10 protein-coding genes are annotated in these 12699 nt (G+C 33.7%); all 10 read left to right on the forward strand.

Annotation, left to right across the window (positions count from 1 at the left end; all coding sequences use genetic code 11):
- Positions 1 to 5 precede the first annotated feature (5 nt).
- The 10 genes from GC105_RS07120 to GC105_RS07165 all read left to right on the forward strand — a co-directional run bounded on the left by GC105_RS07120 (position 6) and on the right by GC105_RS07165 (position 12020).
- Positions 6 to 1097 (forward strand): NADH:ubiquinone reductase (Na(+)-transporting) subunit F, encoded by a 1092-nt coding sequence (locus tag GC105_RS07120; protein WP_343029979.1) that lies wholly within the window; start codon positions 6 to 8, stop codon positions 1095 to 1097.
- A 353-nt stretch (positions 1098 to 1450) separates the two neighbouring features.
- A complete protein-coding gene (locus GC105_RS07125; protein ID WP_152803130.1) occupies positions 1451 to 2491 on the forward strand; it encodes a FecCD family ABC transporter permease in 1041 nt (346 codons plus the stop codon).
- A 12-nt stretch (positions 2492 to 2503) separates the two neighbouring features.
- Entirely contained in the window at positions 2504 to 3301 is a 798-nt protein-coding gene (locus GC105_RS07130) for an ABC transporter ATP-binding protein (RefSeq protein WP_152803132.1), read from the forward strand.
- The gene (locus GC105_RS07135) at positions 3298 to 4269 is read left to right on the forward strand and encodes an ABC transporter substrate-binding protein (RefSeq protein ID WP_152803134.1); all 972 of its coding nucleotides are present in this window, start codon (positions 3298 to 3300) and stop codon (positions 4267 to 4269) included. Before GC105_RS07130 ends, GC105_RS07135 begins: the two co-directional genes overlap by 4 nt.
- Before the next feature lie 311 nt (positions 4270 to 4580).
- Positions 4581 to 6329: an ABC transporter ATP-binding protein gene (locus GC105_RS07140; protein WP_152803136.1), complete on the forward strand. Its 1749-nt coding sequence runs from the start codon at positions 4581 to 4583 to the stop codon at positions 6327 to 6329.
- Entirely contained in the window at positions 6322 to 8106 is a 1785-nt protein-coding gene (locus tag GC105_RS07145) for an ABC transporter ATP-binding protein (RefSeq protein WP_152803138.1), read from the forward strand. Before GC105_RS07140 ends, GC105_RS07145 begins: the two co-directional genes overlap by 8 nt.
- A 187-nt stretch (positions 8107 to 8293) precedes the next feature.
- A complete protein-coding gene (locus tag GC105_RS07150) occupies positions 8294 to 9169 on the forward strand; it encodes a nitroreductase family protein (protein WP_152803141.1) in 876 nt (291 codons plus the stop codon).
- A 422-nt stretch (positions 9170 to 9591) separates the two neighbouring features.
- Positions 9592 to 9804 (forward strand): FeoA family protein, encoded by a 213-nt coding sequence (locus GC105_RS07155; RefSeq protein ID WP_152803142.1) that lies wholly within the window; start codon positions 9592 to 9594, stop codon positions 9802 to 9804.
- A gap of 93 nt (positions 9805 to 9897) precedes the next feature.
- Positions 9898 to 11856 carry a ferrous iron transport protein B gene (feoB, locus tag GC105_RS07160; RefSeq protein WP_152803144.1) on the forward strand — a complete coding sequence of 653 codons (1959 nt, stop codon included), beginning with the start codon at positions 9898 to 9900 and terminating at the stop codon, positions 11854 to 11856.
- 11 nt (positions 11857 to 11867) lie between these two features.
- On the forward strand, positions 11868 to 12020 hold the full coding sequence (locus GC105_RS07165; RefSeq protein WP_152803146.1) for a FeoB-associated Cys-rich membrane protein: 153 nt from the start codon (positions 11868 to 11870) through the stop codon (positions 12018 to 12020).
- Positions 12021 to 12699: the final 679 nt, after the last annotated feature.

Raw genomic sequence — 12699 nt, forward strand, 5'->3', positions numbered from 1 at the left:
GTCAAGTGCAAACTATAATTCTAACAGTATTAATCGTTACAATAATTACAGCGACTCTCGCAATTATCTTGACCATTGCAGATCGAACTATAGCCAATTATGGAGAAGTAACCTTAACTATTAATAGGGAAAAAGAGTATACGGTAAGTGGGGGAACTAGTTTATTATCTACCTTAACGTCAGAAAAGATATTTATCCCATCTGCATGTGGGGGAAAAGGCTCTTGTGGCTATTGCAAAGTAGTAATTACAGAAGGTGGTGGGCCTGTATTAGCTACTGAAAAGCCATGGTTAACAGAAGAGGAAATTGCAGCAAACACAAGGCTTTCTTGTCAATGTAAGGTGAAAGAAGATATCAAAATCGAGATCCCTGAAGAGTTATTTCTAGTAAAAGAATACACTACAACTGTTGAAAAAATGGTTCAGTTAACGCCTACGATAAAACAACTGCGTTTTGACTTGGGAGAAGAGGAGATTTCTTTTAAACCTGGTCAGTACATTCAGTTAAAGGCACCTGCTTATGAAGGAAATGATGAAGAGGTTTATCGCGCATATTCTATTGCATCGTCTGTTAAAGATAATCATGGAATAGAGTTATTCATTGGATATACAGGTGGAATTACAACTACCTATGTTCATCAATATCTAAAAGAGGGAGATAAAGCCCATATAAATGGACCTTATGGTGACTTCTACTACCATGAAGATGACGGAGGTCCTATGATATTAGCAGGTGCAGGTACAGGGTTAGCTCCTATAATGTCTATATTAATGTATTTAGAGGAGAATAATATTAAACGTGAAGTGTTATTTTTCTTTGGTGCAAAAACAATGGATGATTTGTTACTTGTCGATCGACTTAAAGGATTTGAAGATACGCTATATGATTTTAAGTTTTTACCAACTCTATCTAGAGAAGAATCTCCAGAATGGACTGGTGATAAAGGGAGAGTACCTAAGTCTATTGATAAATACATAGAAAAAGGTGGGAATTACTCAGCTTATCTATGTGGAAGTCCAGTGATGATTGATTCCATAGTTGAAGCATTACGAGAAAAAGATATTCCTTTAGAAAAGATATACTTTGATAAGTTTTAAATATCGAGTAATTGAGTGATCTTTTATTTGTATATACTATAATTAGTAGATTAAAATTGTACAGGATACAGTAAAATATTGCTTCAAATAATTGTTAAAAAATAATCATAATTAAATTGACTAATATAATTTTAAATGGTAAAATAAGTGTAAGTCAAGAATGACTTACACATGCAAAGGAAATTTGCATATTATCGTTAGATTCAGTAAATATATAATTATTATTTAACTAAAAAAAATAGAATTATTAGCTAACTACCATGAAGGTATGCTCTATATTACAGAGTAATTCTTCATGTTTTTTTATTGCAATTTTTAGGTATATCATAAAAACACAAGTGTGAGGAATAAAGATGAGACGTATACATATAAGCACAAAAACTATTTACTTTTTATTAATTCTATTTGCAATAGCAACTGTACTGATATCAATCGGTATTGGTCCTGTTAATGTACCGGCACAGACAGTTGCTAAAATAATTGGTAGCAAAATACCATTTTTAAATGACTATATAATTCAAGATTGGACTGTGCTACAAGAAAATATTGTATGGGGTCTTCGATTCCCAAGAGTAGCTCTTGGTTTTGTGGTAGGTGCCTCATTAGCTGTAACTGGTGTAACAATGCAGGCTCTTGTACGCAATCATTTAGCTGATCCTTTTATTTTAGGAGTATCTTCTGGTGCTTCTGCTACTGCAACTTTAGGAATGTTGTTCGGAACATTTTCGTTTTTGGGAGTATATTCTTTATCTCTCAGTGCATTTATTGGAGCGGCAATTTCCATTACACTTGTTTATACTATTTCTCGAGTTAATGGAAGAATAGACATTAAACAATTGCTGCTTTCAGGTGTAGTTATTTCTATGATAATGGAAGCAATTACTAAGATTATTACTCTAAGTGCACCAAATGCTTTGGGCTTACATAATGCACAATTTTGGATGTCAGGTAGCCTTGCAGGAGCCAAATGGGCATATCTTACTCTACCACTTATAGTGATTTTTATAAGTATGACTTTTCTAATGGTTCAACATCGTGCATTAAATGCATTACTTATGGGAGATGATACAGCCGCAACATTAGGTGTTAATGTATCTAGAATGCAAAAAATGTTGGTTTTAGTTGCATCTTTGCTGGCAGGGGTTACTATTGCTGTGAGTGGTTCCATTGGTTTTGTGGGTTTGATGGTTCCACATATCTGTAGATTGTTAGTAGGCTCAGACCATAAGAAGGTACTTCCACTTTGTGTGATTTTAGGTGGGATTTTAGTAGTGTGGACAGATGTGGCTGCGCGTATGTTAATTGCGCCAGAAGAATTACCTATAGGAGTTTTAACAGCTCTTGTAGGAGGACCATTTTTCATATGGTTATTAAAAAGAAAATCAAAAGAATAGGAGTGTAAATACATGAAATTAAAAGCAGAAAGTGTAGGTTTTTCATATAGTGATAAAATAATTCTCAATGATATTTCTCTAGATGTAAAGAACAAGGAATTTGTAGGTATTATTGGACCAAACGGTAGCGGAAAATCTACAATTCTTAAGAATTTTTATGGAGCGCTTAAAGCAAATAAAGGCGTAGCGTATTTAGATGATGATGATTTGTTCTGTATGAAGGCTAATAGTAGAGCGACAAAACTCGCTGTAGTAGGTCAAGAAGATTCAGTTACTTTTGATTTTAAAGTAGAAGAGATTGTATCTATGGGTCGCAATCCACATAAAAAATTATTTGATGGAGCTACATCTATTGATAAAAACATTATCCATAATGCTTTAAGACAGGTAGGGATGGATACAATGGCAAAACGTCAGTTTCGAAATTTATCTGGAGGAGAAAAACAGCGTGTCATAATAGCGAGGGCTCTAGCACAAAAGACAGACTTTTTAATTTTAGATGAGCCTACAAATCACTTAGATATTAGCTATCAACTTCAGGTTTTAGACTTGGTTAAAAGTTTAAATATTACTGTATTAGCTGCTATTCATGATTTGAACATGGCATCGTTATATTGTGATAGGCTTTATGTCTTAAAAAATGGAAGTGTATATAGTTCTGGTTTGGTACATGAAATACTAACTCCAGAATTAATATATGAGGTTTATGGAGTTTACGCAGATGTAAGAGTGCATCCTATTACTCAAAAAGTAATGATAACCTATTTACCTAATAACTTAAAACAATTAAGGGAGGAAAAAGTAGTATGAAAAAAAGAGCAATTATTCTATCGTTTTTACTAAGTGTATTGTTATTATTTGTAGCTTGTGGGAGCAACGATGGAGCCCAAGATACAACGGCAAACCCAGAAAATCAAGAATATGAGAAATTAACATTCGATAATTATGGTAGAGAGGTAAATGTTACAGCTAAACCTCAAAAAGTTTTGACATTAGGACCAAATTGCAGTGAGCTATTTGTAGCATTAGGATTAACGGATTATATTATTGGTAATAGCTTAGATAATCATAGCAGAGGTGCTCTGCCAGAATACGAAGAGGATTATGCAAAAATTCCAGAACTAAATTATAGTTCTGCTACAAGGGATGCGGTATTAACTAGTGGTGCTGATTTTATATACGGTATCGATTGGGAATTCGGAGGTAGCGGATTAGAGCTAGAAGAATTAACTGAATTTGGAATTACTACATATATGAATAGTGCAACAACTCTCGATGAAATATATGAAGAGATATCTCATATAGGAAAAATATTTCAAATCGAAGACAGGGCACAAGCATTTATAGAAGAACAAAAAAGTAGAATTGCAACTGTTCAAGATCAAGTTAGTGAGCAAGAACCAGTAAAGGTTTTAGTTTATGACAGTGGTGGAGATGGCGTGTTTACATGTAGTGGAACAAACTTTGAAACACTATTAGTTGAGCTTGCAGGTGGAAAAAACGTTTTTGATGATATTACTGAGAAACAATGGATAACAGTGAGTTATGAAGAAGTTTTGGCAAGGGATCCAGATGTTATCGTCATTCATGATTATGATACACCCTCTCTAGAGGAAAAAATTAAAGAGATTAAAAATGACCCCACACTTTCAAAACTAGATAGTGTGAAAAATGAACGTTTTATTTCAATATCATTAGAAAGCGTTTTGCCAGGAAATAGAATGGCTTATACTGTAGAAAAACTATCAAAAGGTTTCTACCCTGAACTTTTTAATTAGTATGTCTAACTGCAGACAATGTACGACGATTCAAAATCCATAAGAAAATTGTGAAACATGTTTATCGTATTTTAAACTCTGGTATTAGAGACTTGTTAACACATTAAATCCGTCATATATTAGACGGGTTTATGTGTTTTTTATAAGATAGGAGCGTTATACTAGCTAGCTAAAGTTAGAATTTTCCTATCTTACTTGAAACTCGTCGAAGGCATTTTCTTATAACAACATATAATAAGTACTCTCTATAGTAAAAGGGTTGTGGAAAATATAGTAATTTGACTTTAATTTAAAAGAGGGATGTGTAAGAAATGGATTTTTATTCTAGGCTATTTCGTCTCACAGGCGAAATCAAAGGAGTTATTGCTACTAAAGTAATAATTGGGCTTAGTATTACTGCAGCTTATGTTATTCAAGCATTTGCAATGGCACGTGGAATTTCTATAGTGCTTGACGGAGGATATATGGGAGATTTTATTAAAATGATACTCATATCTTTCCTTTGTATTATCGCTAGATGTCTATTAATGTATGCAAATGAAAAATACTCTAAAAAAGCGGCATGTGATATCAAAAAAGTAATAAGAGGTAAAGTTTTAGAGAAACTACTTTTCTTAGGACCAGGATATCAAACCAAAAAAAGAAGTGGGAATCTACAATCTTTGATTACAGATGGTGTTGAAACATTAGAAGCTTTTTTGACAAATTATATTCCTCAGTTATTTATAGTGTTATTTTCTGCTATAGGCATAGGGACATATGTATGGCAACTAAATACTTCAGTAGCATTTGTTATGATTATAGCTATTGTTCTTGCAGTTTTTGGTCCTCAGGCAAGTATGCCCCTTGTGAAAAAATTTATACAAGGTTATTGGCAAGCTTACGCTGTTCTAAACTCACAGTTTATTGATGCAATGCAGGGAATGAATACTCTAAAAGTACTTAATGGAAGTAAAAGAAAAGGAAAAGAACTTGCTTTAGATGCGGAAAATTTTTATCGTAAAGCTGTAAGAGAAACCACATTATCACTACTAAATTCATCTGTAATTATTTTATGCATGGCAGCAGGGTATGCTTTTTCCGTTGGGGTAAGTGTTATACAAGTTTCTAGAGGACAACTGGCTTTATCAAGTTTATTTGTAATCTTATTTCTAGCCTATGAATGTTTTAGACCTATTCACGATTTAAACGCTTACTGGCATAGTAGCTTTTTAGGTTTTTCTGCTGCAAGAGAAGTATTCTCTATAATAGATACTCCTGCTGAAGTGGAGGAATCAGATTCACCAGTTAATCATGGAAGTGATATTAAATTACCGCAAATATCTTTTCAAAATGTATCATTCTCCTATGATGAGAGAGAAACTAAAGCTATTAAAGATTTGAATTTATGTATTGATCCAGGTAAAACAGCAGCTATTGTTGGAAAATCAGGAGCAGGCAAGTCTACTATAGTTAGTTTGCTCTTACGTTTTTTTGATCCACAGGAAGGACAAATACTATTTAATGGAGAAAACGCAAAAAACTATTCATTAGACTACTTGAGAAGTCAAATTGCAGTCGTATTTCAAGATACATACCTTTTTTACGGTACAATATTAGACAATATTCGTTTAGCAAAACCAAATGCAAGCATAGATGAAATAATTGAGGCTGCACAACTAGCCAATGCACATAAGTTTATTTCTGAATTTCCCCGAGGGTATGATACTTTAGTTGGTGAGAGAGGGATATCTTTATCTGGAGGAGAACGTCAACGAATATCCATTGCAAGAGCTATTCTAAAAGATGCACCTTTTCTAATTTTAGATGAAGCTACATCAAGCGTAGACGCTGAAAGTGAAGGTGCAATACAAGCGGCATTAGAAAAATTAGTGAAAAATAGGACAACCTTAATTATTGCCCATCGTTTATCAACTGTTCAAAAAGCAGATCAGATTTTTGTTTTAGAAGATGGCGTATTAGCAGAGCAAGGAAAACATGAAGACCTTATTTCTGAAGAAGGAATCTATTCACGGCTAATAATGGCACAATACCGTGTGAAAGAGGTGCAAAATGGATAGTACAATAACGAATAAAAAAGGGAGAACAAGGAGTATAGGATTTATAAAACTCTTAAAGTATCTGAAATCATATAGAAAAGGATTGGGCCTGGCCGTAACTAGTGGTGTTTTACATCATGTTTTTGCTATATCTACATCAGTAGTATGTGCATATATAGTCGGTCTAATTGCAAGAGATAATTTAAGTGGTAATGGTGCAGCAATCTTGATGATATTAGGTGTATTAGTTGTACTTAGGACTTTAATGTATTATGGAGAGATGTGGTTTGCCCATGAAGTAGCATATCGAATACTAGCAGATTTTCGGATCGCATTATACAATGCAGTGGAGAGAGTTTCTCCCGGGATACTTTTGAATATGAGATCAGGACAATTGGCATCTACGTTGATGAGTGATGTAGAGGTACTAGAGTGGTTTTTTGCCCATACATTTGGAAATATGATAGTGGCAAGTATTGTAACTACTATTGTTTTGTGCTTTTTAGCTGCGCTAAATATATACTTAGCAATAATTATTCTGTTCTTAATAATTATTATTTTATCAATACCTCTATTACTTCAAAAGAAAGCAGATGAACAAGGACGAGACGTAAGAGATAAGCTTAGTGATGCCAATGCAGAGGCTGTTGAAGGAATACAAGGATTACGTGAAATTCTTGCTTTAAATTATAAAAAAGGGTTTATGAAAAAAATGTACAATTCAATTGATAAACTCAGTAACAGTCAAATTACCTATGGAAAACGTTTAGGACTTGAAGGGTCACTACTACATATAGCGGTAGGTTTAGCTATGATTAGTATTTTGACAATGTCTGCGTTTCTGGTATATGAAGGAGTATTAGCATTTGAGTGGTTTACAGTAGCCGTTATCCTAGGTGGGTATTCTTTTGGGCCAATTATGGAAATATCCTCAATGGCTCGTAATTTTGGAATTATTCTAGCGTCGTCAAATCGAGTTTTCGAAGTATTAGAAAGTAAATCTTTGGTAGAATATAAAGAAACATCTACTATTAAAGGTAAATTTAAGTCTGATATATTGTTTGACAATGTAAGTTTTAGCTATAAAGAGGACAATAATAATGCTGTAGATGCTGTATCATTCCAAGTATATGAAGGAGAAACTGTTGCTTTAGTAGGTCACTCAGGTGCAGGTAAAAGTACATGCATAAATCTATTACTTAGATTTTGGGATGTAAAAACAGGTGCTATTAAAATTGGATCTCATGATATCCGAGATATGACACAAGAGGAGTTAAGATCTATGACTTGTGCTGTATTGCAAGATGTGTATTTATTTCATACTACTATTGGAGAAAACATTAGATTAGGTAAGCCTGAGGCCACCGATGAAGAAGTAGAAAATGCAGCTAAATTGGCTTTTGCACATGAATTTATTAGTGGTTTTCCTAAAGGATACGATACAAAAACAGGAGAGCGAGGGGTACAACTTTCTGGAGGTCAGAAACAAAGAATTTCTATTGCCAGAGCATTGTTAAAGGATACGCCCATACTGATTATGGATGAGGCTGTTTCTAATTTAGATTCTGAGAACGAACAAGCGATTCAACAAGCATTAGAAAGATTAAGAAGAGGTAGAACTACATTGATTATTGCCCATAGGCTGTCGACGATACTGTCTGCGGATAGACTTGTAGTAATGAAAAACGGAAAAGTAGTGGAGACAGGAACTCATGAAGATTTATTAAAGGAAGGGAAATACTATAAGGAACTAATTGCTTCACAGTACTCTCTACCAACAGATGTAAAAGAGATATAAAAGAGATATAAAAGAGATATAAAAGAGATATAAAAGAAGAGAATAATTTAATTATATATATTGATAAAAGCCACCTGCAATAGACACGTAGGTGGCTCTTAAATTCTAAAATTGGTAGGAATTATCTGATCTCATATAGTATACTTAAGTTATTACAAAAACTTTAGATTATTGAAAGGAAATGATAATGAAAAATCGAGAACAACTATTTAATAAGCCTATCATGGATATTATAAAAAGTAGACACTCAGTAAGAACCTATAATACAGAAAAATTATCTGGTGAAATAAAACAAAAGTTAAGTGAGTATGCTGATGATATAAAGGGACCATTTGATGCTAGAGTAAGATTAGAATCAATTGACAGCTTTGATATTTTGGAGAAAGCTAGTGGCAGGATTGGCACTTATGGAGTCATTAAAGGAGCACAAGATTATATAGCAGGCATAGTAGAAAGTGGTGACAATGACCTTGAACAATTAGGCTACATATTAGAAAAGTTCATACTATATGGGACGTCTTTAGATCTTGGAACTTGTTGGTTAGGTGGAACTTTCAAAAGGAGTGACTTTGCTAAATTAGTTACACTCCATGAAAATGAGAAGTTCCTAATAGTAACGCCTATAGGTTATGCTCGTCAGAAGAGAAGTATAGTAGATTCATTGATGCGCTTTTCTGCTGGCTCCAACAACAGAAAGCCATGGGAGGAATTATTTTTTAATGAAAATTGGAGTAATTATTTAGACGAAAAATGTGAAGTTAATTATGCTAATGCTCTTGAAGCAGTGCGATTGGCGCCTTCTGCTTCTAACAAACAACCTTGGAGAATATTGAAGAGAGGAAATAAATATCACTTCTACTTAAAATCTAATAAAGGTTATTCAGACAGATTAGGTTTCAATATACAAAGAATCGATATGGGAATAGCTATGTGTCACTTTGAATTAGCTTTAAAAGAGTTGGGTATATATGGAAATTGGGTAATAGAGGATCAAGATGTAGTTGTCGGTTCTAGCATAGAAAATCTAACTTATACGGCAACTTGGATAGAATTTAGAGAGTAGTATCAAAGAATATGATTCTTTTAATAAAAGTCCACCTAAATAAGTTGAAACTTGATGGGTGGACTTTTAATTTTTGTGAACGAACATAGATTGTTAAGTGTTAATCAATACTACCCTCAAGAATTAATAAATATCTTGAGGGTAGTTCTGTCTAATTATAGTTTTTGAGTGATATAAGTAATATGAAAAAATCGTACAATGCTTGTGATGCGTTTGAAATTAGTAATATTAATAAATTGTTTTTCTAATTAAATCTTCAGAAAAAAGTAATTTAATAGATAAATAATCTTGACAAAGAAAACTCATATAATGTATAATTATTATGAAAATGATAATCAGTATCAAGTACGGCGGTTGATAAATATTTTATATTAGATGAGAATTACACATTAAATGATTTCTATACAAAGGGGGAATATGGTATGCAACTTTTTAAAGCGAAAGCAGGTTATACATCACAAATAAAAACTGTATCGGGTAATGATAAAATACGCAATTTCCTTTTTTCACTTGGTTGTAGTGAAGGTGAAGATATTACACTTATATCTATATTAGCAGGCAATTATATTATAAATATCAAGGACAGTAGATATGCAATAGACAAAAAAATGGCAAAAGCAATAGAAGTAATTTAAATAAAAGCGGCTTAGCCGCTTTTTAAAAGATGAATGATTGATAATGAGTATCAATATCACGGAGAAACATATGGTAAATTAGGAGGTTTAATAATGAAGATAGCATTAGCAGGAAACCCTAACTCGGGAAAAACAACATTATTCAATGCGATAACAGGTAAGACAGAATACGTTGGCAACTGGCCAGGTGTAACAGTAGAAAAAAAAGAAGCTAATTTAAACCGTAAGTTTGAAAAGATCTTTTCTAAAGGGAGAGTAGTAGATTTGCCTGGTGCGTATTCTATTGCACCTTTTACAGGAGAAGAGGCAATCACGCGAGACTTTGTACTAGGAGAGAGCCCCGATGTTATCATTAATATTGTAGATGCTAATAGTTTAGAAAGAAGCTTATTTTTTACAACTCAACTATTAGAACTGGGAATTCCAGTAGTTATAGCTTTAAACAAACAAGATATTGTTCGGCGTCACGGTAACAAGACAGATATTGAGGGATTAGCAAAAACACTTAAATGCAAGATTGTTGAAACAATTGCTAACGACGGAGAAGGGTTAAAAGAATTAATAAAAGTAGCTGCTAATCTTGCCGAATCTAATAACAGTCAGAAAGCTCCTGAATTTAATAATAAAGGAACCGAAAATGAGAACAAAGCGAGACAACAGTTTGTTAAAGATGTTGTCGACAAGCATTTTATAAAGAAGCGTGATACAAGTAAGGTAACTACCAGTGACAAAGCAGATAGAATTGTGGCAAACGCGTTTTGGGGATTACCGATATTTGCTATTATAATGTGGGCAGTGTATGCATTTTCTATTCAAGGTTTAGGTGGTTTTTTATCAGAGTATTTTAATGAAGTTATATTTGGTGAAATTGTGCCAGATGCTGCAAATGGATTTTTAGAAGCTGTTGGTGTTCATCCATTACTTCAAGCACTTATAGTTGACGGCGCTATTGGTGGTGTAGGTGCTGTTATTGGTTTCTTACCTCTCATCATGGTATTATTCTTTTGCTTAGGATTACTTGAAGATAGTGGCTATATGGCAAGGGTTGCAGTTGTAATGGATAGATATTTTAAAAAGATTGGTCTTTCTGGCAAATCTATAATTCCTATGATAGTGGGATCTGGTTGTTCAATACCTGGTGTTATGGCAACTAGAACTATTGAAGATGAAAATGAAAAACGTATGACTACAATACTTACTCCATTTGTACCATGTGGAGCAAAGCTTCCTATAATTGCTCTATTTGCAGCAGTATTCTTTCCAGCTTCTACTTGGGTAGCTCCAAGTATGTATATTTTGGCATTTATTATGATTGCTATAGGTGGACTTATTCTTAAGAAAATATTTGTTTGGGAAAATACATCTTCATTTATTATAGAATTGCCTGAATATAAAATTCCAAGTTTAAAACACGCACTTACGCAGATGATAAAACAGGCAAAAGCGTTTATTATAAAAGCATCGACAATTATTCTAGTTATGAATACCTTGGTGTGGATTATGCAAACATATAGTTGGAGTTTTCAAGTTGTAGAAGACTCAGGCCTCAGCATTTTAGCTTCTATTGGTGGATTTATAGCACCACTTTTAATACCATTAGGGTTTGTGGGATGGCAATTAGCTGCTGCCACTATAACTGGATTTATCGCAAAAGAAAATGTAGTTGCAACATTTGCAATTATATTAATAGCCTCATCAGAAGAAGCATTACATATGCCAGGTGGTGTATTAACACAATTATTTACACCTGTAACAGCTTACGCCTTTTTAGTTTTTAACTTATTTACTCCTCCATGCTTTGCAGCTATCGGTGCAATGAATGCAGAGATGAGTAATCGAAAGTGGTTAGGTAAAGCAATCTTATTTCAACTAAGTGTTGGATACATAATGGCAATGATCATCACTCAAATTGGTACTATTGTAGTATATGGTGAATTATCAATAGGCTTTGTTCCAGCAATATTCGTATCTATTTTATACATAGTTTTAATCACTGTATTAATTAAAAGAGCAAACCGCAAAAAAGCGCAAATGCGGAAGGTAGCTCAATAAGGAGTGATATCATGTTACCAACTATTATTGTGGGAGTCATATTTTTCGGCATTGTTGGAATTGGCATATACAAATCGATAAAAGCTATGAGAAACAATTCATGCCCTGGCTGTTCTGGTGGCTGTACTGAGCAAGCAAAGAATTCTTGTGATAGTAAGAAATAAATAATAATAAATTTGTATTCAAAAGTCTACTTTTAATTTAAGTAGGCTTTTTTAATACGCAGGGCAATCGCATGAAAAAACATAGAAAAGATGGAATAGAATTTTGTCTCATATACATGATGAGAGCAAGAGTATGTTTAAAACAAACGCAAACACGCTGTCGAATACTGTATGAAAGAACTCGAAGATAAAGTGAAACTTTATTCAGTAGGGGTTTTCTTCATCCCTACTGAATATTAGTTCTCGCGAAACAATAAGCCAAGCGAAAATATGTTTTCGCTAGTACCTTAATGACGGATCAGTTAAATAGCTTGCTAATTTAACTGTGTAGTTATTATGGTACGTATATGAAAGCTTGCTTTCATTTGGCGACTGTCGCGGCTTTTACAGGCACTTAATCTCCCAATTATCTTTTTTTATCTTGAAATCATGAAGTGGGAGCAATACCCAATTTATCTAGACTGCAAGGAAAGAGAAATTGAATGGTATCGCCCCGGTCAGGGTTGGCGAGTCTTGTAGCGACTGAAAGGAGCTAGAAGTCCGCAACCTACGACGGGAGTCTTAGTGCCTGTTATTGCGGGATAAACTAAATTTTTGAAACTCGCTACGCTCAAACAGTCAAAAATTCTTAACGTTAATCGTCTCCTTCTTTTGAATTTAGCGAAGCTATCGTTTGCTA

Source organism: Alkalibaculum sporogenes (genome assembly GCF_009362815.1).
Classification (GTDB): Bacteria; Bacillota; Clostridia; order Eubacteriales; family Alkalibacteraceae; genus Alkalibaculum_A; species Alkalibaculum_A sporogenes.